Annotated in this window: 21 protein-coding genes, 1 tRNA gene and 2 rRNA genes; 9 read left to right on the forward strand and 15 right to left on the reverse strand. The window is 65.3% G+C overall.

The window, feature by feature from the left end; genetic code table 11:
* Window positions 1–23: 23 nt before the first annotated feature.
* The 3 genes from MI302_RS02620 to MI302_RS02630 all read right to left on the reverse strand — a co-directional run bounded on the left by MI302_RS02620 (window position 24) and on the right by MI302_RS02630 (window position 2,915).
* A complete protein-coding gene (locus MI302_RS02620; RefSeq protein ID WP_239726116.1) occupies window positions 24–1,502 on the reverse strand; it encodes a hypothetical protein in 1,479 nt (492 codons plus the stop codon).
* Between the two features lie 206 nt (window positions 1,503–1,708).
* The gene (locus MI302_RS02625) at window positions 1,709–2,668 is read right to left on the reverse strand and encodes an aldo/keto reductase family protein (RefSeq protein ID WP_239726117.1); all 960 of its coding nucleotides are present in this window, start codon (window positions 2,666–2,668) and stop codon (window positions 1,709–1,711) included.
* 43 nt (window positions 2,669–2,711) lie between these two features.
* Window positions 2,712–2,915 (reverse strand): CDGSH iron-sulfur domain-containing protein, encoded by a 204-nt coding sequence (locus tag MI302_RS02630; protein WP_126164516.1) that lies wholly within the window; start codon window positions 2,913–2,915, stop codon window positions 2,712–2,714.
* A gap of 85 nt (window positions 2,916–3,000) precedes the next feature.
* On the opposite strand from MI302_RS02630, the gene MI302_RS02635 reads away from it, so the two are divergent.
* Both MI302_RS02635 and MI302_RS02640 read left to right on the forward strand, forming a co-directional pair.
* A complete protein-coding gene (locus MI302_RS02635; protein ID WP_239725638.1) occupies window positions 3,001–3,936 on the forward strand; it encodes a transposase in 936 nt (311 codons plus the stop codon).
* Between the two features lie 58 nt (window positions 3,937–3,994).
* A complete protein-coding gene (locus tag MI302_RS02640; protein ID WP_239726118.1) occupies window positions 3,995–6,307 on the forward strand; it encodes a penicillin acylase family protein in 2,313 nt (770 codons plus the stop codon).
* Here MI302_RS02640 and MI302_RS02645 read toward each other — a convergent pair.
* Window positions 6,304–8,400: an AAA family ATPase gene (locus MI302_RS02645; RefSeq protein ID WP_239726119.1), complete on the reverse strand. Its 2,097-nt coding sequence runs from the start codon at window positions 8,398–8,400 to the stop codon at window positions 6,304–6,306. The genes MI302_RS02640 and MI302_RS02645 overlap by 4 nt on opposite strands.
* A 69-nt stretch (window positions 8,401–8,469) precedes the next feature.
* Between MI302_RS02645 and glgC the strand changes: the two genes are divergently transcribed.
* Genes glgC through MI302_RS02665 form a run of 4 tightly spaced genes read left to right on the forward strand, consistent with a single transcriptional unit; the run spans window position 8,470 to window position 11,476 of the window.
* The gene (gene glgC, locus MI302_RS02650) at window positions 8,470–9,714 is read left to right on the forward strand and encodes a glucose-1-phosphate adenylyltransferase (RefSeq protein ID WP_019551322.1); all 1,245 of its coding nucleotides are present in this window, start codon (window positions 8,470–8,472) and stop codon (window positions 9,712–9,714) included.
* A 2-nt stretch (window positions 9,715–9,716) separates the two neighbouring features.
* Window positions 9,717–10,403, forward strand: a complete 687-nt coding sequence (locus MI302_RS02655) for a SagB/ThcOx family dehydrogenase (RefSeq protein WP_038044673.1) — start codon at window positions 9,717–9,719, stop codon at window positions 10,401–10,403.
* Window positions 10,404–10,424: 21 nt separating this feature from the next.
* Window positions 10,425–11,105 carry a response regulator transcription factor gene (locus MI302_RS02660; RefSeq protein ID WP_239726120.1) on the forward strand — a complete coding sequence of 227 codons (681 nt, stop codon included), beginning with the start codon at window positions 10,425–10,427 and terminating at the stop codon, window positions 11,103–11,105.
* On the forward strand, window positions 11,105–11,476 hold the full coding sequence (locus MI302_RS02665) for a gamma-glutamylcyclotransferase (protein ID WP_239726121.1): 372 nt from the start codon (window positions 11,105–11,107) through the stop codon (window positions 11,474–11,476). Before MI302_RS02660 ends, MI302_RS02665 begins: the two co-directional genes overlap by 1 nt.
* Here MI302_RS02665 and MI302_RS02670 read toward each other — a convergent pair.
* Entirely contained in the window at window positions 11,473–11,910 is a 438-nt protein-coding gene (locus MI302_RS02670; protein ID WP_038031940.1) for a type II toxin-antitoxin system VapC family toxin, read from the reverse strand. The two genes, MI302_RS02665 and MI302_RS02670, sit on opposite strands and share 4 nt — an antisense overlap.
* A complete protein-coding gene (locus MI302_RS02675; protein ID WP_019551327.1) occupies window positions 11,907–12,170 on the reverse strand; it encodes a type II toxin-antitoxin system Phd/YefM family antitoxin in 264 nt (87 codons plus the stop codon). The genes MI302_RS02670 and MI302_RS02675 overlap by 4 nt, the downstream gene beginning before the upstream one ends.
* Before the next feature lie 30 nt (window positions 12,171–12,200).
* Here MI302_RS02675 and MI302_RS02680 point away from each other — a divergent pair, with 30 nt between their 5' ends.
* On the forward strand, window positions 12,201–13,520 hold the full coding sequence (locus MI302_RS02680) for a glycogen synthase (RefSeq protein ID WP_239726122.1): 1,320 nt from the start codon (window positions 12,201–12,203) through the stop codon (window positions 13,518–13,520).
* A gap of 10 nt (window positions 13,521–13,530) precedes the next feature.
* Window positions 13,531–14,196, forward strand: a complete 666-nt coding sequence (locus MI302_RS02685; protein ID WP_126203414.1) for a tetratricopeptide repeat protein — start codon at window positions 13,531–13,533, stop codon at window positions 14,194–14,196.
* Here the strand turns inward: MI302_RS02685 and dusA are convergent.
* Genes dusA through MI302_RS02710 form a run of 5 tightly spaced genes read right to left on the reverse strand, consistent with a single transcriptional unit; the run spans window position 14,083 to window position 17,912 of the window.
* On the reverse strand, window positions 14,083–15,117 hold the full coding sequence (dusA, locus tag MI302_RS02690) for a tRNA dihydrouridine(20/20a) synthase DusA (protein ID WP_126187570.1): 1,035 nt from the start codon (window positions 15,115–15,117) through the stop codon (window positions 14,083–14,085). The genes MI302_RS02685 and dusA overlap by 114 nt on opposite strands.
* The gene (gene ispH / locus MI302_RS02695; RefSeq protein WP_239726123.1) at window positions 15,110–16,135 is read right to left on the reverse strand and encodes a 4-hydroxy-3-methylbut-2-enyl diphosphate reductase; all 1,026 of its coding nucleotides are present in this window, start codon (window positions 16,133–16,135) and stop codon (window positions 15,110–15,112) included. Before ispH ends, dusA begins: the two co-directional genes overlap by 8 nt.
* A gap of 1 nt (window position 16,136) precedes the next feature.
* The gene (locus MI302_RS02700) at window positions 16,137–16,733 is read right to left on the reverse strand and encodes a hypothetical protein (RefSeq protein ID WP_038031952.1); all 597 of its coding nucleotides are present in this window, start codon (window positions 16,731–16,733) and stop codon (window positions 16,137–16,139) included.
* Window positions 16,721–16,912, reverse strand: a complete 192-nt coding sequence (locus MI302_RS02705) for a hypothetical protein (RefSeq protein WP_126218378.1) — start codon at window positions 16,910–16,912, stop codon at window positions 16,721–16,723. Before MI302_RS02705 ends, MI302_RS02700 begins: the two co-directional genes overlap by 13 nt.
* 7 nt (window positions 16,913–16,919) lie before the next feature.
* Window positions 16,920–17,912: a polyprenyl synthetase family protein gene (locus tag MI302_RS02710; RefSeq protein WP_239726124.1), complete on the reverse strand. Its 993-nt coding sequence runs from the start codon at window positions 17,910–17,912 to the stop codon at window positions 16,920–16,922.
* Window positions 17,913–17,929: 17 nt separating this feature from the next.
* Between MI302_RS02710 and MI302_RS02715 the strand changes: the two genes are divergently transcribed.
* A complete protein-coding gene (locus tag MI302_RS02715) occupies window positions 17,930–18,760 on the forward strand; it encodes a DMT family transporter (protein WP_126204558.1) in 831 nt (276 codons plus the stop codon).
* Here MI302_RS02715 and moaA read toward each other — a convergent pair.
* The 4 genes from moaA to MI302_RS02735 all read right to left on the reverse strand — a co-directional run bounded on the left by moaA (window position 18,738) and on the right by MI302_RS02735 (window position 22,970).
* Complete coding sequence (moaA, locus tag MI302_RS02720; protein WP_172960111.1) at window positions 18,738–19,715, reverse strand: GTP 3',8-cyclase MoaA; 978 nt, start codon at window positions 19,713–19,715, stop codon at window positions 18,738–18,740. The genes MI302_RS02715 and moaA overlap by 23 nt on opposite strands.
* A 92-nt stretch (window positions 19,716–19,807) precedes the next feature.
* Window positions 19,808–19,883, reverse strand: a tRNA-Gly gene (locus tag MI302_RS02725).
* A gap of 10 nt (window positions 19,884–19,893) precedes the next feature.
* Window positions 19,894–20,010: ribosomal RNA gene (rrf, locus tag MI302_RS02730) — 5S ribosomal RNA — on the reverse strand.
* An 81-nt stretch (window positions 20,011–20,091) separates the two neighbouring features.
* A 23S ribosomal RNA gene (locus MI302_RS02735) occupies window positions 20,092–22,970 on the reverse strand.
* Window positions 22,971–22,987 lie beyond the last annotated feature (17 nt).

A 22,987-nucleotide genomic window follows, 5' to 3' on the forward strand; every position in this document is an offset into this window, starting at 1 on the left:
ACCCCAACTGCTTTCCCCCGGCCTCACACCCCGTACTCCCGGCGGAGCCTCGCCACCCGGGCCCGGGCGATGGGGAGGCGGGGGTCTTCGGGGGGAAGCCTCTCCAGGAGGGCCTCCCAAAGCTCCAGGTCCTCCCCCAGGCGCTCCGCCAGGGTGAGGAGGAGGTCTAGCCTCCCGCTGGCGAGCACCGCTTGCCTCAGGGCCTCCTCCAGCTCCAGGCGGAGTTCCTCCACCCCTGGGGCCTGGCTCCAGGGGAGGAGGGGGCCCCGGTAGAGGGCTAGGGCCCCTTCCAGATCCCCCTGGGAGAGGGCCTTTAGGAAGGCCGAAAGGTCCGAGGGGGGAGGGGTTGCCAGGCGGTAAGGAGCGCAGGAGACCCGGAGGCCTTTTCCCCGCAGGCGGTGGAGGAGGGCCTTCAGAGCCCCCAGGTTGGGCTCCCCGTAAAGCGCCTCCGCCAGGGCCTCTCCGGAGAGGCCCTCCTTGTGGGCGAGGAGGAGGGCCAAGGCCTCGGTGCCCCTGGGGCCTAGGGAGGGAAGGGGGCCTTCCCCAAGGAGGCGAAGGAGGGGCGCTTCGGCCTGGCCCAGGAGGAAGGCGCGGGCCTCCGGGCGGAGGCCGGGGGCAAGCCCCGGGGCCAGGGGGGCTTCCACCTCCACGCCAAGGGCCTTTAGGCGGGACTCGGCCAGGAGGGCGTAGAGGGCCCCATCTTCCCGCAAAAGGCCGTGGGCGGCGAGAAGGCAGGCCTCATCCCCCTCTCCAAGCCCCCGGGCGAGGAGGTAAAACCCCCAGGGCCAGCCCTCCCGGGGGAGGAAGACCTGGGCCCCCTCTAGGAGAAGCCGGACCTCCGGGGGGTCCAGGGCCAGGGCGCCAAGGACGAGGAAGCTCGCGAGGCTTGGCGACGCCAGGAGGGGGAGGAGGCCCCGGAGGAGGTTCCCCGCCCTCCCCCGGTTTCCCCGGAGGAGGTGGGCCAGGGCCAGGGTGTGCCCCGCGAGGAGGCGCACCCCGGGGAAGGGGTGGGGCAAAAAGGGCTCCGCCTCCTCCAGGACCGAAGGGAGGGGGGTGGTGCCGAAGAAGAGCTCGAGGCGCAAGTGATGCAAGGTGGTCCAGGGGGAGGGGTCCTTGAGGCGGGCGAGGGCCGCGTGGGCCAGGGCCTCGGGCCGGCCCAGGCGCTCCAGGGCCATGGCCAGGGCCAGGTGGAGCCGGGCCTCCCCCTTGGCGTCCCCCTGGAAGCGGCTTAGGGCCTCCTCCAGGGCCAAGGCCCCCGCCCTTGGGGGAAGGGCCAGGCCCAGGTGGTAGAGGGTGAGGGGGGTCTGGGCCCTCTGGGCGGCCTCCCAGGCCAGGGCCCGGTAGGCGCTCGAGTTCCCCTTGCGGGCCTCCACGAAACCTAAAAGGGCCAGGCGTTCCGCCTCCGGGAGGTCCTCTTGGGCGCCTTGCAAAAGGGCCAGGGCCTCCCCGTCCTTCCCCTCCTCCAGGAGGCGGAGGGCCGGGGCGAGGAGAGGCTTCCCCATAGGGGAAACCTACAGGCTCCCCCTTCCCTTGGGAGGGAAGGGAGGCACATTGCAGGGGCACCCCTTGGCCTTGCTCCGGCGTCCGGGCCCGATCACGTCGGGGGCGCGGGCTCCTCCTTTGCCAGAACGGCGCCGCCCTCTTTCCGGTTCGCCAGGAAGAGGGCCAGGCCCGCTACCTCCTCCACCTGGACCTGGCCTTAAGCCCCCTAGGCCTCCCCCTTGAGGATGGCTTCAATCCGCTCCAGGGCCTCCTTAGGCAGGTCCACCCCTGCCGCCCCCAGGCTTTCCCGGATCTGCTCGGGGCGGGTGGCCCCGGTGATGGCGCTGCTGATCCCGGGAAGCCGCAACACCCAGGCCAAGGCCAGCTGGGTGCGGGTGAGGCCCAGCTCGTCCGCCACCTCCTTCAGCTTCAGCACCTTCTTCCGGTTTTCCTCCGTGAGGAAGCGCTCGGCGAACTGGGGGTAGCGGGCGAAACGGCTGTCCTCGGGGATTCCCTGGTCGTATCGCCCGGTGAGCATGCCCATGGCCAAGGGGCTCCAGACCACCAGGCCCACGCCGAAGCGCTCTGCCTCGGGGAGGATCTCGTTTTCCACCCGCTCCCGGTAGAGCATGGAGTACTGGGGTTGCTCCACGATGGGCGGGTGGAGGCCGTTTTCCCGGGCAAAGGCCACCGCCTCGGCGATCCGGGCGGCGGGCCACTCCGAGGTGCCCCAGTAGAGGGCGTAGCCCCTTTCCACGATGGTGTGCATGGTGTGGACGATCTCCTCCATGGGCACCTCGGGGTCATAGCGGTGGGCGAAGAAGATGTCCACGTAGTCGGTCTTTAGCCGCTTCAGGCTTTTGGTGATGCTCTCCAGAAGGTGCTTGCGGCTAAGGCCCCGGTCGTTGGGGTCCTCGGACATGGGCCAGTAGGCCTTGGTGGAGAGGACCAGGGTGTGCCGGGGAAACTCCTTAAGGACCTCCCCCATGATCTCCTCGGCAAGGCCCTTGGCGTAGACGTCGGCGTTGTCAAAGAAGTTGACCCCACCTTCATAGGCGATCTTGACGATCTCCCGGATGGTTTCCTTGTCCTTCACCACATCCCCGAAGGTGACCCAGGCCCCCAAGGAGATCTCCGAGACCTTAAGCCCCCATTTGCCCAGTTTCCGATAGCGCATCTCGCCCATGGCTACCGGAGTTTACCCCTCGAGGCGGAAATTGACCAGCGGGTCAGTCCCCCATCTCCAGCTCCCCTCCCGGGGCCTGGAAGCCGATTCGCTTGTGGGTGCCGTCGCAGAAGGGCTTGTTGGCTGAGCCCCCGCAGCGGCAAAGGGAAACCCTGCCCTCTCGAACCTCCTCCCGTTCCCCGATGCGCACCACGATGCGCTGGCCTTCCAAGCGGATGGGCCCGTTTTCCACGAACACCAGCCTCATGATTTCTATTATAGTGACCCCCCTTTCGGATATTCAATGCATACCCCCTTGACAAGCCAAAGGAAAAGGGGGCGCTTGGTGAGCTGTGGAAGAACACCAGACGCCCCCTTCCATCCTACCCCTGCCCCTGGAGGAACTGGTCCCCCTGCTCCAGGCATGGCTCCAAGCCCGCTTGCCAGAAGGGGAGAGAAAACCCGGCAGGCCCAGGACCTTCTCCGACCTCAGCCTCTTTCTCTTCCACCTGGTCCGCGCCCTCCTGGGCTTCTCCAGCGAACGCATGCGCCGGGAACTGGCCCGCAACCCTAGGCTCCGCAAGCGCCTCGGTCTAGAGCGCGTTCCCTCCTCTGCCACCCTCAGCGAGCGGAGCCGGAAGCTACCCTGGCCCCTCCTGCGGGGAGGGAAGCGGGTGGGCCGGGGGAGGCGGGTGCTGGCCATGGACGCCACCCTTCTCCCCGCCCAGAGGTCGGATGGGGAGGCGGCTTGGGGCGTGGGCTCGGATGGGGGCTGGGTTTATGGGTACAAGCTCCACCTCCTCGTGGACCTGGACACGGGGGAGGTGCTGGCCCTACGGGTGACCCCGGCCTCATGGCACGACTCCCCGGTGGGGCGGGGGATGCTCTGGGGGGTGGAGAGGTTTCCTGGGGAGAAGCCCCCCGTGGTGGTGGCGGACGCGGCCTACGAGGGGGAAGCCAACTTTCGGTTGGCGAGGAGGCGAGGGATGCTTCTGGTGACGGGGCATAACCGGAGACGGGGAAGGCCAAAGGGGAGGGGGCGGCTTTTGAACCTGCGGCGGCGGGGGAGAGGTGCGTACCGGAGGCTTTTGGGGCGGCGGTGGGAGCTGGAGACGGTTTTTGGTCTGCTGAAGGGGCCGATGGGGCTGGTGGGGGCGGTGGGGAGGGTACGGGGGCTGAAGGCGGTGGCCCTGCAAGTGGAAGCTTGGGTGATGGCCTGGAGCGTGGTGGCCCAGCTTCTTGGGCAGGCGGGTCTGCCCATCACCCGGGTGTTGCGGGTGGTGGCGTGAGGTGAGTACGCAGGTGAATATCCGAAAAGGGGGTTATAGTGATATACTCGGTCCAACTATGAAACGCCTTTTGCGGGTTTTTGCCTGGCTTTTGGGCCTGGCCATCCTGGCGGTTTTGGGGGTGGTTCTGGCGGCCTATGTCACCCTGCGGGCCTCCCTGCCCCAGGTGGAAGGGCGGATGGTTCTGAAGGGGCTTTCCGCACCCGTGGAGGTGGGGCGGGATGCCCGGGGGGTGGTGCGGATCCGGGCCCAGACCCTAAAGGATCTCCTCTTCGCCCAGGGCTTTGTTCACGCCCAGGAAAGGCTTTGGCAGATGGAGTTTCAGCGGCGGGTGGGCCAGGGAAGGCTTTCCGAGGTGCTGGGGGAGGCCACCCGGGCCCAGGACCGCTTCCTGCGCACCTGGGGCTTTTACCAGGCGGCAAAGAGCGCCTACGAGCGGCTTTACCCTGAGGAGAAAGAGGCGGTGGACGCCTACGTGGCCGGGGTGAACGCCTTTTTGCAAAGCGGGGCTCCTCTTCCCCCCGAGTTCCGCCTCCTGGGCTTCCGCCCCGAGCCCTGGACGGGGCCGGATGTGTTGGTCTGGGCCAAGATGATGAGCTTTGACCTTTCCGGGAACTGGGAGGAGGAGCTTCTGCGCCACCGCCTCCTGGCCCGGGGGATCAGTCAGGAAAGGCTTTTGGAGCTCATTCCCCCTTACCCGGAGGATGCCCCCACCATCCTGCAAGGGGAGGACCTGGAGCTTCCCCTGAAGCGGGAGGAAGCCCCGGCGGCCCTGCTTAGGATGGCCCCGCCCCGTTTCCTGGAGGCCAGCAACAACTGGGTGGTGGCGGGAAGCCGCACGGTCACGGGAAAGCCCTTCCTGGCCAACGACCCCCACCTGCGCCTGGGGGCTCCCAGCCTCTGGTTCCTCATGGCCCTTGAAGCCCCCGGCTACCGGGTTATCGGGGCCAGCCTCCCCGGGGTTCCCGGGATCGTCATCGGGCGCAACGACCGCATCGCCTGGGGGGTCACCAACGTGGGGGCGGATGTACAGGACCTCTACCTCCTGGAGGACGTGGGGGGGAAAGGGTACCGCTACAGGGGCCAGGTGCTTCCCTACCGGGTGCGGGAGGAGAGGATCCCGGTCAAAGGGGGAAAGGAGGAGACCCTTCGGGTGCGGGAAACGGTCTATGGACCGGTGATCACCGACGCCCTCGAGAACCCTCCCCAGGTTCCCATGGCCCTTCGCTGGGTGAGCCTGGATGAGGAGGACCACATCCTCATGGCCTATCTGGGGATCAACCGGGCGCAGAACTGGCAGGAGTTCGTGGCCGCCCTAAGCCACTACTCCGCTCCCAGCCAGAACCTCGTCTACGCCGATGCGGACGGCAATATCGGCTACATCGCTCCCGGAAAGTTTCCCATCCGTAAGGAAGGGTACACGGGCATGGTGCCGGTGCCGGGGAATGGGGAATGGGACTGGCAGGGCTACCGCAAGCCGGAGGAGTGGCCCAAGGTGTTGAACCCCAAGGAGGGCTTCCTGGTCACCGCCAACAACAAGGTCACTCCCCAGGGCTTCCCCTACGCCCTCACCTACGACTGGGCCGAACCCTACCGGGCGGAGCGCATCCGGGAGCTCCTCCTGGCCAAGGAAAGGCTTGCCCTCGAGGACATGAAGGCCATTCAGCAGGACCAGAAGACCCTCCTCTTCCGGGACTTCCGCCCGGTGCTGGAGCTTCTAAACCCCCTCTCCGAAAGGGCTAAGACCGTTCGGGAAAGGCTTTTGGCCTGGGATGGAACCATGGATAAAAGTTCGGAGGAGGCCCTGGTCTTCGCCCTGTGGTACACGGAGCTCACCCGCCTGCCCAAAAGGGAGGTGGGGGAGGAGTTCTGGGACGAGCCCCGCTACCTCCTGCGGGCCATGCGGGAAGGGGATCCAAACTGCGACCAGCCGAACACCGAGTACCGGGAGTCCTGCCTGGACTTCGCCGCCTTGGCCCTGGAAAGGGCCTTGGACCGGAAGGAGGCCTTGAGGGTGCGCTCCTGGGGCCAGGTGCACCGGGCCACCTTCCCCCATGCGGTCCTCACCCACACCCCCTTGAAGCGGTTTACGGACCGGAGGGTTCCCTTTGGCGGGGACCGGTACACGGTGAACGTGGGCCCCTTTGACCCTGAAACCCTCCTCATGTCCCATGGGCCCAGCTACCGCCAGATCGTGGACCTGGCCCATCCGGAGGCCTCCCTCTTCATCTACCCCATGGGCCAGGCGGGGCACTTCCTGGCCCCTGGCTACGGGGACCTCCTGCCCCTTTGGGCCGGAGGGGAGTACCTGCCCATGGCCTTCGCCGCCCCGGCCCGGGAGAGGGTGTTGCTTCTGGAACCCGGGCGTTAGGGGGAGGGGTTCTCCTCCCCGTTTTCCATCTTGCGGAACTCCCCCAGGACCTCCCGCACCTTGTTGTGGACCCAGTAGGCCTTGCGGCCGAAGAGAAGCTCTATGGCCTGGTCCACCTCCTCCACCGCATAGAGGTGGAAGCGTCCCTTGGCCACCGCCTCCACCACCTCCTTCCGCAGGGTCAGATGAGGAAGGTTGGCCTTGGGAAGCACCACCCCCTGGCTTCCCGTGAGCCCCAGGGTTTGGCAGACCCGGAAGAATCCCTCCACCTTCTCTGCCACCCGGCCCACGGCCAAAACCCTTCCCGTCTGGTCTATGGCCCCGGTGACCGCCAGGTCCTGCCTTAGGGGAAGGCCAGAGATGGCGGAAAGCACCGCCAAAAGCTCCGCAAGCCCCGCCGAATCCCCCTCTATGCCCCCGTAGCTTTGCTCAAAGACCAGGCTCACCGTGGCGGAAAGGGCCCCCAGGCTGGCGTAGCTTCCCCGCAGGTAGCCCGCCAGGGTGAGGACCGCCTTGTGGAACACCTGCCCCCCCAGGCCCACTTCCCGGTCGATGGAGAGGATGCCTTCGCGCCCGGGGCCCGCCTGGGCGGTGATGCGCACAGGCCGTCCCCGGGGCAGGGGGCCTTCCACCACCACCAGGCCGTTGATCTCCCCCACCTGCATACCCTGGACCTCGAGGGCCACCACCCCCTCCTCGAGGTCCTTCAGGTACAGTTCCTCCTCCAGGCCGAACCGCTCCTCCCTTGCCAGTAGGGCTTTTTCTACCGCCTCCCGGTCCAGAGGGTGCTTGAGGGCCGAAGCCTCCCGGGCCAGGTCCAGAAGGCGGTAGAGCCTGGCGTCCAGGCGTTCCTTGTGCCCGGTCCAGCGCCGGGCCTCGTCCGCCAGGGCGGAGAGACCCTCAGGGGTCAGGGCCACCCCCTCGGCTTGCAAGAACCCCCCCAGGTAGGCCACGTTCTCCTTCGTGTAGGGGATTTCCGGGCTGAACTCCACGCGGAAGGGGAATAGCTCCAAGAACTCCTCATCCTCCTCCAGGAAGGCGATCACCTCCGGGGGGCCCACCAGGAAGACTTGGGCCTTGAGGGGGGCGGGTTTGAGGCGGGGGCCCTTGACCTCGGGCCGGGGGGAGAGGGGTTCCACCTCTCCCGTGGCCAGGGCCCGCTTCAGGAGGGGGTAGCTTCCCAGCTCCAGTACCCGGTGGGCCTCGAGGACCTCCACCCCCCCGGTGGCCCGCATGAGGGCCCCGGGGCGGAGGAGGCCCAGGTGGGTGGAGAGGACCCCATCCCGGGCCTCGTACTCCAGGTGGCCAAAGAGCCTCTCCGGGGTCGGGTTGGCCTCGTAGACTACCCGCTCCCCTCCCTCTACCAGGAGCCGGGGGAGGAGGTGTTCTAGGAGGAGCTCCTCCTCCAAAGCGGCGGCCCGGAGCAGGGTCTCCAGGATCCGGTCCAGGTAGCGCCCCGCTTGGGGAAAGCGGGCCTTTAGGGCCTCGGCCTTGGGCAGGAGGAAGCGTTCGGCGAAGCCCCGCCTCAAGGCGGCCACCTCCGCCTCCGCCCGCTGCCTTATGTCCACGTAGGCCAGGATGGTCTCCTCCAGCTTGGCGGAGAGCTCAGGGGGTAGGGGGCCCTTACCGGAGAGCTGGAGCCCTTCCTCGCCTTCCAAAAGGGTGAAGCCGAGGCTTTCCGCCTCCTTTGCTAAGGCCTTCAGCAGGGCTTCGGCCTCGCGCTCGTGGCGGGCCTCCACCAGGCTTTTAGCGTAGAGGAAGCCCTTTTCCCGAAAGAGGGCCGGGGTGAACTCGGAGAGGAGGGCCTCCACCCCTTCCACCAGGGCCCGGCCCTGCCCCTCGGGGAGGAGAAGGGGGAAGGCTTCCTCCCCCAGGGGCAGGTAGACCAGCTCCTCCTTGGGGAAGGGGCGGTCCTGCAGGTAAGCAAGGAGGCGCTTTCTTTTGCCAAGGCCGCTTGGCCCCACCAGATAGCCGTGCCCTCCCTGGCGGAAGGCGGCCTCGAGGGCCTTTAAAGCCCGCTCCTGGCCGAAGAAGGGAGGGGCAGGCTCAGGCTTGGTAGGTGGAGTAAACCAGGAAAGGGCACTAACCCGCATCGGGCTCACTATACCCGGACCCACGCCCTGAGGGGCCTGGGGTAAACTAGCGGACAAAGGAGGGATTTCATGGTTAAGGTGGAGGTCCTGGGCATGATCCTGGCAGGGGGGCAGGGAAGCCGCCTCTACCCCCTCACCGCCAAGCGGGCCAAGCCGGCGGTGCCCTTCGGGGCCAAGTATCGGATTATTGATTTCGTCCTGAACAACTTCGTGAACTCGGGCATCTACTCCATCTACGTCCTCACTCAGTTCAAGGCCCAGTCCCTCACCGAGCACATCCAGCGTTACTGGCGCTTCGGGGCTTTCCTGGAGGACCACTTCATCCTCCTGGTGCCCGCCCAGATGTACCGCTACGAGGAGCTGGGCCCCGTGTGGTACCGGGGTACCGCCGACGCCATCTACCAGAACCTGCACCTGGTGCACAATCACGCCCCCATGGCCGTGGCCGTCTTCGGGGGAGACCACATTTTCAAAATGAACATCCGCCACATGGTGGAGTACCACTATGAGAAGCGGGCCGACATCACCATCGCCGCCTACCCCGTGCCGGTGGAGGAGGCCCGGCGCTTTGGGGTTTTGCAGGTGGACGAGGATTGGCGCATCACCGAGTTCCAGGAAAAGCCCCAGAACCCCAAGCCCATTCCCCGCAAGCCCCACCTGGCCCTGGCCTCCATGGGCAACTACATCTTCCGCACCGAGGCCCTCTTTGAACTCCTGGAGGCCGATGCCAAGGAGAGCGCTTCCAGCCACGACTTCGGCAAGGACGTGATCCCCCGGGCCCTCAAGGAGGGGTACCGGGTGTTTGCCTACGACTTTCACCGCAATCCCATCCCCGGCCAGGAGGGTCCCAACCTGTACTGGCGGGACGTGGGTACCCTGGACGCCTACTTTGAGGCCAGCATGGACCTGGTGAAGGTGGTTCCCGAGTTCGACCTCTTCAATCCCGAGTGGCCCCTCAGGACCGCCAACCTCTTCAGTCCCCCCGCCAAGTTCGTCCACGAAACGGGGGAACGGATAGGGCGGGCGCTGAACAGCCTTCTGGCCGGGGGGGTCATCGTGAGCGGGGGAACGGTGCGGGAGTCGGTCCTTTTCCGGCGGGTACGGGTGAACTCCTACAGCCTGGTGGAGCGCTCCGTCCTCTTTGACGACGTGGAGGTGGGCCGCTACTGCAGGATCCGCAACGCCATCATCGACAAGGACGTGAAGATTCCTCCCCATACCGAGATCGGCTACGACCTCGAGGCCGACCGTGCCCGGGGCTTCACCGTTACCCCGGAAGGGGTGGTGGTGGTGCCCAAGGGGTACCGCTTTTAGCCATGGAGAAGCATCCGGGTAGGCTTTTCTATCGCCTTTCCCGCCTGGCCCAAGGGGAGGAGCTTCCCCTAAAGCGGAAGCCCAAGTCCAAGGTTTACGCCAATCCCCTGGAAACCCAGGTCCTGCCTCCCTTCCGGGAGGAGGGAGGGCCGCCTTTGTTCCGGGTTCTTTCCCAGCTCAGGCCCCTCCTGCCCGAGGTGGGTTCGGCCCTGACCCTGAAGGATCTTTCCCAGGTCCTCTATCCCCTGGCGGAGCGCTCGGGGAGGCGGGGTTTTCCCTCGGCGGGGGAGGCTTATCCCGTGGAGGCCTACCTGGTGGTGCGCCGGGTGGAAGGGGTTTTCCCGGGGGTCTACCACTACTTCCCCAAGGAGCACCAGCTCTTCCAGATCGCCGCCAGGGTGGAGGAGGCTTCCTGGTCCGAGGCGCTTTTGGGCCTTGGCCTCGAGCAGGCGGCGGCCCTTTTGGTCTTGACTCTGGTTCCGGAAAGGAGCGAGGCCCTCTTCGGCCTCAGGGGATACCGGTATGCCCTCCTCGAGGCGGGCTATGCGGCGGGCTTGGTGCTTCTTTCCGCCATCGGTCAGGGACTGGCCGCATACCCGGCCGAGACCTTTTATGATGAGATGGTGGCTCACCTCCTGCGGTTGCCCGAGGGGGAATACCCTGGGGTGGTGGTGATTTTAGGACGCTAAAGGGTATTTGGGGAAGGATTTATGGCACGGATTTTCTTGGTGGAAGATGATCCGCAGGTAGGGGAGCTGGTCAAAAGGTTTCTGGAAAAGGAGGGGCTTTTGGTGGTGTGGGCCCGCACGGGGAGGGAGGCTCTGAAGCAGGCCTGGGAAGGGACCAAGCCGGATCTGGTGGTCCTGGATCGGGGGCTTCCCGATTTGGAGAGCCTCGAGGTCCTCAGGTCCTTGCGAGACCTGGACCCCCTTCTCCCCGTCCTCCTCACGGGCCGCGCCGAAGAGGATAGCCGGGTGGAAGGGCTTTTGGAGGGGGCGGACGATTACCTGGGCAAACCTTTTTCCTTGCGGGAGCTGCTTGCCCGCATCAAGGCCCTCCTGCGCCGGAGCGGCAAGGAGGGGAGGCGGCGGTATGGGCCTTTGGAGCTGGACCTCGAGGCCCGCAAAGCCTACCTGGAGGGTGAGATCCTAAAGCTTTCTCCCACGGAAACCACCCTCCTTCTCACCCTGGCCCAGGCGCCGGGCCGGGTGTACACCCGGGAGGAGCTGCTGGAAAGGGTCTGGGGGCCCGAGTTTGAGGGTTCGGAGCGGGTGGTGGACGCCTACATCCGGCTTTTGCGAAGAAAGCTAGGGGACAATCCCCAGGCCCCTCGCTTCATAGAGACGGTGGTGGGGATGGGCTACCGCTTCCTGGGGGGTGAGGGCGAGTGATGGAGCGGGTTTTCGTCTACGGGACCCTGAAGCGGGGGGAAAGGAACTACCCTTTGGTGGAAAGACGGGTGGTGAAGGTCCTTCCCGGGTACGTGGAGGGGTATCGCCTCTTTCACCTGGCCGAGGGACTGGGCCGTCCTTACCCTTATCCCGGCATGGTTCCCGGGGAGGGAAGGGTCTATGGGGAGGTCCTCTTCTTGCCGGAGGAGGCCCTCTCCCTATTGGACGAGCTGGAGGAGGAGGGGGTGGAGTACCGGCGGGTTAAGGTCCTGGTGGAAACGGAAGAGGGCCCCCTTCTCGCCTGGACCTACCTCTACCTGGGGGGCCTGGAGGGTGCGGTTTGGCTTCCCCAAGGGGTGTGGCCGGCCTAGGCTTCCCCCGGGTCGGGGAGGACGGGAAACCCTTCCCTAAGGGCTGCTCCCGCCAGGCGTGCATCCAGGGTTACAAAGGGAAGGTCCTGGGGCCGGCCCCGGCTGGCCACCCAGGCTGCGGCCAGCTGAAGGGCATCCCCGGTTCGCAAGGGGTGGGCGAAGAGGAGGCGGCGTGCGGTTTTCCGCACCTCCTCCCCCGGCAACACCTCGTACCACGCCCTTTGTAACCTTTCCAGACGATCCAGGGCTTTGGCCAGGGGCGCATCCTTTAGGATTCCCTCTCGGGCTTTGCGGGCAAGAGCGGAAACCAGTTCCAGCTCGGTTCCCCACCAGACCACCACCAAGGGATTTTCCAGATAGAGGTCCTGCACCCTTTCCGTGGCGGCCTCGAGGGCCAGAAGGGGAAGAAGAGCCGAGGCGTCCCAGAACCTCATCCTTCCTCCCGTCGCTCCTCCAAAAGGGCCTCCACCAGCCCGGGTATCCGGGGCATTCCGGCAAAGTCCAGCACCTCCCCGCTCCCCGGACGCACCATTCCCAGGCGTACCAGCTCTTCCAGGCCCTCGGGCAAGGCGGCGGGCACCAGCCTGGCCACGGGTTTGCCGCGGTCTAGGATGAGGATTTCCTCCCCCGAGCGCACCTCCCTTAGGAGCTTGGAGAGGTGGGCCTTGGCCTCGCTCACCGACACCCTACGCATAAGACCATTATAGTCGATTATAGTATGACCATGAAGGTCCTTATGGTGGCCCCCGAGGCCTATCCCCTGGTGAAGGTGGGGGGGCTCGCCGACGTGGTGGGGGCCCTGCCCAAGGCCTTAAGACCCCTGGGGGTGGAGGCCACGGTGCTTCTTCCCTGGCACCGCTTTGTGGAGGCGCAGCGGGTGGGAGAGGTGGCCTATGCCTTCGCCGGACAGGAGGAAAGGGCTCCCCTGGGGGAACGGTGGGAGGGAGGGGTGCGGTTTCTCCTTCTGGGCGTGCCCGGGTTTGAACGGGACCGGGTCTACGGCTACCCCGACGACGTGGAGCGCTACCTCCGCTTTGCCGTGGCGGCGGGCCGGGTGGCCCTGGGGTTTGACCTGGTCCACGCCCACGACTGGACCGCTGCCCTCCTGCCCCTTACCGCCAGGGTGCCTGCCGTCTACACCATCCACAACCTGGCCCACCAGGGCCTGGTGGACCCCGCCCTCTTCTTCCACTGGACGGGGCTTCCCTGGAGTCTTTTCCACATGGAGGCCCTGGAGTTCTACGGCCAGGTGAACCTGATGAAGGGGGGTATTGTCTTCGCCCGGGCGGTGACCACGGTGAGCCCCTCGTATGCGGAGGAGATCCAGACCCCGGAGTTCGGCATGGGGCTGGATGGGGTGCTGAGGCGCCATGCGGGTAAGCTTTTCGGCATCCTGAATGGTTTGGACCTCGAGGTCTTTGACCCGGCCAAGGACCCCCACCTTCCCGCCCCCTACTCCCGGGAGGATGTAAGGGGCAAGGCCCTGGCGCAAAAGGCCCTTTGGGAGCGCACGAGGCTTAAGGGGCCCCTCCTCGCCTACGTGGGCCGGCTGGACGGGCAAAAGGGCCTGGACCTTATCCTGAAGGCTGTTCCCCGCTTGAAGGAGCTGGGCTTTTACCTCCTGGTCCAGGGGGTGGGGGACGAGGGCCTAGCGCAAGCCCTCAGGCAGGTGGAGGAGGAGAATCCCGGCTTTGTGCGCTTTGTGGAGGCCTACGACGAGGCCTTGGCCCGCCTGGCCTACGCGGGGGCGGACGCCCTTTTGGTGCCGAGCCGCTTTGAACCCTGCGGCCTGGTGCAGATGATCGCCCAGCGCTACGGCACCCCGCCCGTGGCCCGGGCGGTGGGGGGGCTTAAGGACACCATAGAGGATGGCCGCACGGGGGTACTCTTCCAGACCTACCACCCCGAGGGCCTCCTCTACGGGGTCTTGCGCCTTTTCCGCTTGGGGCCGGAGGCCCTGGGCCTGAGGGGCATGGAGAAGGACTTCTCCTGGGAAAGGTCCGCCCGGGCCTACCTGGAGGTCTACCGAAAGGCCCTGGGCTAATATGGGGGGGATGCTTCCGGACCTCGAGGCCAAAGCCCTGGCGGGGGATCCCGAAGCCCAGGCCCTGCTCCACTTTCTCCGGCTTCTAAGGCGCAAGGAGTACCAGGAGGCCAGAGTCTATGCGGAGGGTTTCCCCGAGGAACTTAGGGAGAGGCTTTTGGCCGGGCTTAGCCTGCTAGTTGCTTTTGCCGAAGGCAAAACAAGTCTTGAGGAAGCCCCTGAGCGCCTGGAAGACCCCCTGTTCGCCGCGGAGCGGGAGGTCCTCTTGGGGGTAAGGGCCGTGAGGGAGGGGAGAAGGGAGGAGGCCGAGGCCCGTTTTCAAAAGGCCCTTGCCCTGGATCCCCATCACCACCGGGCCCTCAGCAACCTGGGCAACCTTTACCTGGAAAGGGGCGAGCTGGAGGCGGCCTTGGATCTTTACCAGCGGGCGTTGAAACTGGCCCCGGAGGACCCCCTGGTCCACGAGAACCTGGCGGCCCTTTATAAGCGGAAGGGGGACCTGGACAGGATGATAGCCCACATGAAGCAGGCCACCCGCCTCAAGATGCGCCCGCCTGTTTCCCTAGATCCCCTGACGGGAAAACCCCAGCGCCGCCCGCTTCACCGCCGCATTCCCCTTTGGGTCTGGGTGTTCCTCCTCACCCTCCTGGCCTACCTGCTCCTGAAGAAGCCCTAGGGCCTGGTCCAAGGCGTCCAGGGAACGCCCTTCCGAAAGCAGACGTCGCCAAAGCCGCCCCCCAGGCTGCCCCCGAAAGAGGTTCAACATGTGCCTCAGCACTGCCCACGGAGGGGTACCCTTTTGCGCCTCCGCTTCCAGGTAGAGCCGCATGCGCCGGGCCACATCCAGCCGGCTTGGCCTATGCGCCAGGCCGAACACCCGCCGGTCCGCCTCCGCCAGCACAAAGGGGTCCTCGTAGACCGCCCGGCCCATCATGACCCCATCCACCTTCTCCAGGTGGGGAAGGGCTTCCTCCAGGGTTCGCACCCCTCCGTTCAGAATGAAGGTGAGGTGGGGAAAGTCCGCCTTTAGCCGGTGGACCCAGTCGTGGCGCAAGGGGGGAACCTCCCGGTTTTTCCGGGTGGAGAGGTTAAGGAGGGCGCTACGGGCATGGACGATGAAGACCCGCACCCCGGTTTCCCCATACGCTTCCACCCAGCGGGCGAGGAGGGGGTAGCTTTCCCCTTCCACCCCCAGCCGGAGCTTCACCGTGACGGGGATGTCCACCGCTTCCACCATGGCCTTGAGGATCTCCCTCACCCTTATGGGGTCCAGGAGGAGGCAGGCGCCAAACCCCCCCTCCTGGGCCTTTTCCGAGGGGCAACCCAGGTTTAGGTTCACCTCGTCGTATCCCCAGGCCTGGCCGATCCGCGCCGCCTCCGCCAGGCTTTTGGGATCCGAGCCCGCAAGCTGCAGGGCGATGGGGTGCTCCTCGGGGTGGAAGGCAAGGAGCCTTTCGGCTTTTCCCCGGAGCACCGCCTGGTCCACGGTCATCTCCGTGTAAAGCCGCACCTTGCGGCTGATCTGGCGGACCAGGTAGCGGAAGTGCCGGTCCGTCCGGTCCACCATGGGGGCCACGGACAGGCGGTGGTCAGACATCCTGCAAGACCTCCGCCGGGGACAGGACCCTGGGTTCGCGGAAGGCGATGTCCTCTTCTTCCCCTTCCTCGATCACCTCGAGGCCCGGGTATTTTGCCCGGAGCAACTCTACCAGCTCCTGCACCAGGTCCTCGGGGGTGCTGGCGGCAGAGGTGATGCCCGCGCTTTCGGCACCCTGGAGCCACTCCTCCTGGAGATCCCTGGCGCTTTCCAGGCGGTAGGCTCTGCCGGTAAGGCTTTGGGCCAGTTCCAAAAGGCGCATCCCGTTGGAGGAGTGGGGGCTGGTGAGCACCAGGAAGAGGTCCACATGGGGGGCGATGCGCCGCACCGCCTCCTGGCGGTTCTGGGTGGCGTAGCAAAGGTCCTTTCGCCTGGGCACCACCAGCTTGGGGAAGCGGGCCTTGAGGATCTCTATGGTCTTTAAGGTGTCTTCCACGCTCAAGGTGGTCTGGGTGAGGACCACTACCCGTTCCGGGTCGGGGACCTCCACCGTGTGCGGGTCCGCCAGGCGGGGGTCCTTGCCCACGTGGGTGTGCACCGCCACCAGGATGGTCCTTTCCGGGGCCTCCCCGTAGGTGCCCTTCACCTCCTGGTGGTCGGCGGAATCCCCCACCAGGAGGATCCAGTACCCTTCCTGGGCATAGCGTCTAGCCTCGATGTGCACCTTGGTGACCAGGGGACAGGTGGCGTCCAGGATGTGGAAGCCCATTTCCGCCGCCTGCCTGCGCACGGCCGGAGGGTGGCCGTGGGCGGAAAAGACCAGGGTGCCCGCCAGGGGCTTTTCCCGGCGAAGGCTATCGATCTCGGAAAGATCCTCCACGAAGTGCACCCCTTTGGCCCTAAGCCGCTCCACCACCGCACGGTTGTGGACGATCTCGTGGTACACCACCAGCTCCCCCTGGGGTTTCAGGGCCTCCGCCCAGCGCTCCACCGTCTGGATGGCCATCACCACCCCGGCGCAAAAGCCCCTGGGCCGGGCCAAGTAGAGGCGCTTTAGCCCCCTCTCCATGCCCTCCATTCTAGGCGTCCGCCTCCTGGGCCTTTGTGTCCCGGGCGAGGAGCCTTTCCGCTACCTCCCGGGCAAAGGGGGTCTTGGCCCTTTCCAGGGCCTTCCTGGCGGTTTCCCGCCCCTTGCCCCCAGGGCGGAAGCCCTCCTGGGCCAGGGCCAGGAGGGCCAAGGCAGTGGCAGGGAAGGGGAGACCTTCCTTTTCAAGAAGCCCCAGGCCCTCCCCGTAGCGGTGGAGGGCCTCCCGGTACGCCGCCCTTAGGAGGGCCTGGCTGCCTTCCTGGAAGGCCCGGGCTACCCTCAAGAGGCCTTCGGCCTCGGCCAGGGGTTCGCCTTCCTGGGCGGAGAAGTGGGCCGCCTCGAGGAGCCTTTCCAGGGCCAGGGTTCGCTCCTCCTCGGGCAGGAGGGGGGAGTATTCCCGCTGGAAAAGGGGGGCGAACCAGGAGAGGCGGAGGGGTTTCCGCAGGCGAAAGGTTTCCCCTTGGGCTTCCACCTCCTGGTCCAGGGCCTTGAGCAAGGGCACCAGCTTGGGGAAGCGGGCCCGCACCTCCTCCCGTCTGGCTTCTCCCCTTAGGGCCAGGAAAAAGAGAAAGGCCTCTACTCCTTCCACGCCTCCACTTCCTTGTAGTGCACCAAGGCGGCGAAGAGGGGAGAGGACCCCTCGGCCACGGAGAACTTCACCTCCACCAGGACCGCGTCCTCGGGAAGCTCCTCCACAAAGCGGTTGAGCCTTTCTTGAAAGATATCGGGATCGTTGGCGGTGATCACCTTGAACCTAACCCCCTGCATGGCCCCATTATGCCCTGCGTTCCACCAGGGCGGTGAGGAGGTTTTGCAAATGGGAGGTGGCCTCCCGTCCGGGGAGGGTGTCCAGGTAGGGAATAAGGGCACCCATCCCCTCTTGGGCAAGTCTCCTGGCCTCCTCCTTGGCCCAGGCCACGGCTCCGGAGACCAGGAGGTTTTGCCAAAGCCAGCGCACCTCGGCCTCGGGCTTGGCCTCCCGGGGAAGGCTTAGGAGGGCCTCGGCCCGGATGCGGTCCTCCTTGGGGGCTTCCTGGAGGTAGCGGATCAGGATCAGGGTGCGCTTGCCCTCGTAGAGGTCACCGGCGAGCTCCTTGCCGTAAGCCTGGTCCCCCTCGAGGTTGAGAACATCGTCCATGATCTGGAAGGCTATCCCCAGCTTTAGCCCTGCTTCCTCGTAGAGGGCAGGGGGCGTTTTCCCGGAAAGCAGGGCTCCAAGCCTCAAAGGAGCCACGGCGGTGTAGTAGGCGGCCTTATGGGCCACCAAGTGGAGGTAATCCTCCGGGGTCAGGTCTAAGCGGCCGGAAAGGGTCCAGAGGAGGTCCAGGTGTTGCCCGTAGGCAGTGCGGTGCACCACCTGATGGAACTCGGCCAGCACCTCCGGTCCAAAGAGGCCTTCGTTCAAACCTCGGATCAAAAGCCCCCACATCTCCCCATGCAAGGCATCCCCGGCATTCAGGGCCAGGGGCATGGGGTAGAGGCGGTGCAGGGCGGGCCTTCCCCGGCGTTCCTCGGAGCCATCTTCGATGTCGTCGTGGATGAGCACCCAGTTTTGGAAAAGTTCCAGGGCAGTTCCTGCCCAAAGGCTGGCCTCGAGGGTAGCACCATGGGCCAGCCCCGCATAGACCACCAAAAGCCCCCGGAGCCTCTTTCCACCTCGGGATGGATACTCCTGAAGAAGCGCCTGGTAAGCGGGATCCGGGTGGGTCAGGTAGCCCAGGAGTCTTTCGTGGAGGGCATCCTTCACTTCCTGGGGAGAGGGCACCATGCTATACACTTTAGGCCATGCGCGGCTATGCCTTGGGCCTCCTGGCCCTCAACCTCCTCACCCTTCTTTGGGGCACCACCTTTGTGGTGGTCAAGGGGGCGGTAGGGGAGATGACCCCAAGCCTCCTGGTCTTCCTGCGCTTTCTTTTGGCCAGCCTCTTCTTCCTCCCCTGGGCCTTTCGCCTGCCCAAGGGGGTGTGGGGCCCGGGGATGGAGCTGGCCTTTTGGCTGCTTCTGGGCTATGCCTCCCAGGCCGTGGGCCTCATGTACACCTCGGCGAGCCGAAGCGCCTTCATCACCGCCTTGAACGTGGTCCTGGTCCCCTTGATCCTGGGCCTGGTGGGCCGGAGGCTTGGGGGGGTTTGGCTGGCGGCCCTTTTGGCCTTTTTGGGCGTGGGGTTTCTCTCCTATGATCCCCGGCAGCCTCCCTTGAACGTGGGGGATCTCTGGACCCTTCTTACCGCATTCACCTACGCTCTATACATCGTGCGCCTCGAGGTGCACGCCAAGGCCTTTCCCTCCTTGCCCCTCACGGCGGTTCAGATCTTCGGCACGGCATTACTTGCCCTGCCCTGGGCCCTTTGGGAGGGGGTGAGGTGGGAAGGGATACCCTGGGGTGCTGTTTTCTACCTAGGGGTGGTGGCCACGGCCCTCACCACCTGGCTCCAGACCTGGGGACAGAGGTACGTGCCTGCACCCCAGGCGGCCATCCTTTACACCATGGAACCCGTCTGGGCCACCCTTTTTGCCTTCGCCGTTCTGGGGGAAAGGCTGGGCTTTCTGGGGGGCCTTGGGGCCTTTCTGGTGGTCCTGGCCACCTTCCAGGCTATCCGCCGATCCCCAGCATGACCCGCTTCCTTAAGGTGGGGAGGGTGTTGCCGAAGGCGGGCTTGCGGTTGGTGGCGATCAGGATGGCATCCACCAGGGCCTCCACCGGCTCCTCTGCGGCAAAGGCCCAGGAAATATCCATCTCCAGATCGGTGAGGAGGCAGGGCCGGAGCTTTTTGTCGGAGGTGAGGCGAAGCCGGGAGCAGTTGGAGCAGAAGGGCTCGGTGACGGGGTTGATGAACCCCAGGGTGCCCTGGGCCCCGGGGATCCGAAAAACCCGGGCCGGGGAGGTGGGGTCATGGGGAACGGGTTCCAAGGGACCAAAGACCGCCTCGATCCGCGCCCGGATCTCCTTTCCTGACACAAAGCGGCGGCGGTACTCCTCGGGGTCGGAGTTGTCCAGGTGCATGTACTCGATGTAGCGCATGTGCAAGGGACGGTCCAGGGAGAGGCTGGCTAGGGGCACCACCTCTTCCTCGTTCATCCCCCGGATGACCACGGCGTTGAGCTTGACGGGGTGAAGCCCAAGCTCCAAAGCGGTTTCTATGGCCTCTAAAACCCGCTCCACCTTGCCGCCCCGGGTGATGCGGGTGAAGACCTCAGGGGTGATGGCGTCCAAGGAGATGTTCACCCGGTTCAGGCCTGCTTGCACCAGCTCCTTGGCCCTTTTGGCGAAGAGGAGGCCGTTGGTGGTGATGGCCACGTCCTCGATGCCCTCCTTGCTCCGGGCCCGTTCGATCATCTGGGGAAGCTCCTTGCGCACCAAGGGTTCCCCGCCCGTGAAGCGCACGGCGGATAAGCCCAAGAGGGAGGCGGCCTCGAGGAAGTGGTCCACTTCCTCCACCGTGAGGGTCCCTGGGGGTTCGGCCATCTCGAGGCCTAGGGGATGGCAGTAAAGGCAGTGCAGGTTGCACCGGGGGGTGATGGAGATGCGAAGGTCTTTGATAAGGCGCCCGTAGTTGTCCAGTAGCTTCATGCCTTTCCCTCTTCGGGCCACCATACTACGCCCTAGGCCGGAGGGCAAGGGATAAAAAAACAAACCCCCAGGCCTAGGCCTGGGGGTTGATGTGGAGCGGGAGACGGGACTTGAACCCGCGACCCCGACCTTGGCAAGGTCGTGCTCTACCAACTGAGCTACTCCCGCAAGGAAAAATCCCCCGCACCGACCTACTCTCCCAGGACCCTGCGGTCCCAGTACCATCGGCGCTGGCGCGTTTCACTTCCGTGTTCGGAATGGGAACGGGTGGTTCCACGCCGCTATGGGCACGGGGGATTCTCGTGTTTTGTTTTTCAAAATCCCACGCCGCCTTCAAGCGGCAGGGGATCCAAGCTGGGGTGGTCATCAGGGCAAAAGGGTCAAGACCTCGGACGATTGGGACCGGTCAGCTCAACGCCTCACGGCGCTTACACCTCCGGCCCATCCACCGGGTAGTCTTCCCGGGTCCTTACCGGCTTCACACCGTGGGAGGCCTCATCTTGGGGCGGGTTTCCCGCTTAGATGCTTTCAGCGGTTATCCCTCCCGCACATGGCTACCCAGCTTATGCCCCTGGAGGGACAGCTGGGAAACCAGAGGTGCGTCCCTTCCGGTCCTCTCGTACTAGGAAGAGCCCCCCTCAAGCCTCCTGCGCCCGTGGCGGATAGAGACCGAACTGTCTCACGACGTTCTGAACCCAGCTCGCGTGCCGCTTTAATGGGCGAACAGCCCAACCCTTGGGACCTTCTTCAGCCCCAGGATGCGACGAGCCGACATCGAGGTGCCAAACCTCCCCGCCGCTGTGGACGCTCGGGGGAGATCAGCCTGTTATCCCCGGGGTAACTTTTATCCGTTGATCGATGGCCCTTCCACACGGGACCACCGGTTCACTAGGCCCGGCTTTCGCCCCTGCTCGGCTTGCAGGCCTCACAGTCAGGCTCCCTTCTACCCTTGCGCTCTCCGGCGGATTTCCGTCCCGCCTGAGGGAACCTTTGGGCGCCTCCGTTACCCTTTAGGAGGCGACCGCCCCAGTCAAACTGCCCGCCAAGCGCTGTCCCCAATCCCTTGGGTTAGGCCCCCAGCCGCATCAGGGTGGTATTTCACCGGCGCCTCCACCGCCCCCGAAAGGGCGGCTTCACAGGCTCCCACCTATCCTACGCAGACGCGACCAAGAGCCAACACCAGGCTGCAGTAAAGCTCCACGGGGTCTTTTCGTCCTGCCACGGGTAGGCCGCATCTTCACGGCCAGTTCAATTTCACCGGGTCCCTCGCCGAGACAGCGCTCCGGTCGTTACGCTTTTCGTGCAGGTCGGAACTTACCCGACAAGGAATTTCGCTACCTTAGGACCGTTATAGTTACGGCCGCCGTTCACCGGGGCTTCGGTTCAGGGCTTGCACCCCTCCCCTTGACCTTCCGGCACCGGGCAAGCGTCGCTCCCTATACCTCCTCTTACGAGTTCGCAGAGAGCTGTGTTTTTGGTAAACAGTCGCCAGAGCCTGTTCACTGCGGCTCGCCCAAAGGCGAGCACCCCTTCTCCCGAAGTTACGGGGCTAACTTGCAGAGTTCCTTGGCGAGGGTTATCCCGCGCGCCTGAGTGCTCTTGCACCCGCCCACCTGTGTCGGTTTGCGGTACGGGTTCCCGCAGGTTGTGCTTAGAGGCTTTTCTTGGCTCCCTGGCTTCGGGGGGTTGTCACCCGTACGGGCTTCCCCACCACGCAGAGCTTGTTGGGAGGCGGATTTGCCTACCTCCCACCCTGCGCTTCTGGCCGGGCTCGTCCATGGCTCCGGTCCCCCTAGCCTAGAGCGTCCCCCCATCGCACCTGCGGGAAGGGCCGGAATATTAACCGGCTGTCCTTCGGCTACGCCTCTCGGCCTCACCTTAGGCCCCGCCTAACCCTACGCTGACGACCATTGCGTAGGAACCCTTGGGCTTACGGCGACAGGGATTCTCACCCTGTTTATCGTTACTCATGCCGGCATTCGCACTTCCCTTACCTCCAGCCGCCCTCGCGGACGACCTTCATCGGCATCGGGAACGCTCCCCTACCGCCTGAGGGATCACCCCTCAGACCCGCAGCTTCGGCGCTGGGCTTAAGCCCCGATCATTTTCGGCGCAGCGTCACTCGACCAGTGAGCTATTACGCACTCTTTAAAGGATGGCTGCTTCTAAGCCAACCTCCTGGCTGTCTCAGCAACGCCACATCCTTTCCCACTTAGCCCAGACTTCGGGACCTTAGCTGGCGGTCTCGGTTGTTCCCGCGCTTGGACACGGACGTTATCGCTCGCGCCCTCACTCCCAGGCTCCACCTTAGACCCTTCGGAGTTTGACAGGGTTTGGTAGGCTGGTGGGCCCCCTAGCCCTATCAGTGCTCTACAGGCCCCAGTCAGCACCTGAGGCTGACCCTAAAGTCATTTCGGGGAGAACCAGCTATCTCCGGGTTCGGTTAGCTTTTCACTCCTAACCCCAGCTCATCCGAGGGGTTTGCATCCCCCACCGGTTCGGGCCTCCACTGGGCTTCACCCCAGCTTCACCCTGGCCAGGGCTAGCTCACCCGGTTTCGGGTCCACGGCCGCGGACTAACGCCCTATTCGGACTCGGTTTCCCTACGCCTCCGCCTCAACGGCTTAAGCTCGCCCACGACCGTGAGTCGCCGGCTCATGCTTCAATAGGCACGCCGCAACCCCTAAAGGGGCCGCGACTGCTTGTAAGCCCACGGTTTCAGGCTCTATTTCACTCCCCTCCCGGGGTTCTTTTCACCTTTCCCTCACGGTACTGGTTCACTATCGGTCACCCGGAGTACTTAGCCTTAGGCGGTGGTCCGCCCAGATTCCCCCATGGCTCCACGAACCACAGGGTACTCGGGTACCCTCACCTATCCCCTCCCCTTTCGCCTACAGGGCTTTCACCTTCTCTGGCGCTGCTTCCCAACAGCTTCGGCTAGAGTCGGGGATTCGGTATCCGAGGGCCCCACTACCCCGCCCGGACAAGCCAGACGGTTTAGGCTCTTCCCCTTTCGCTCGCCGCTACTCAGGGAGTCGCTTTCGCTTTCCTCTCCTCTGGGTACTGAGATGTTTCAGTTCCCCAGGTTCCCCCCGCCAATCGGCGGTGACCCGTGTTCCCACGGGCCGGGTTCCCCCATTCGGACATCCAGGGATCCACGCCCGCTACCGGCTCCCCCTGGCTTATCGCAGGTAGCCACGTCCTTCATCGGCTCGGGTGCCAAGGCATCCACCGTGGGCCCTTAGCATCTTGACCCTCAAAGGCCGCTCATC

This window comes from Thermus sp. NEB1569 (assembly GCF_022385295.1).
In the GTDB taxonomy this organism is placed as follows: Bacteria; Deinococcota; Deinococci; order Deinococcales; family Thermaceae; genus Thermus; species Thermus scotoductus.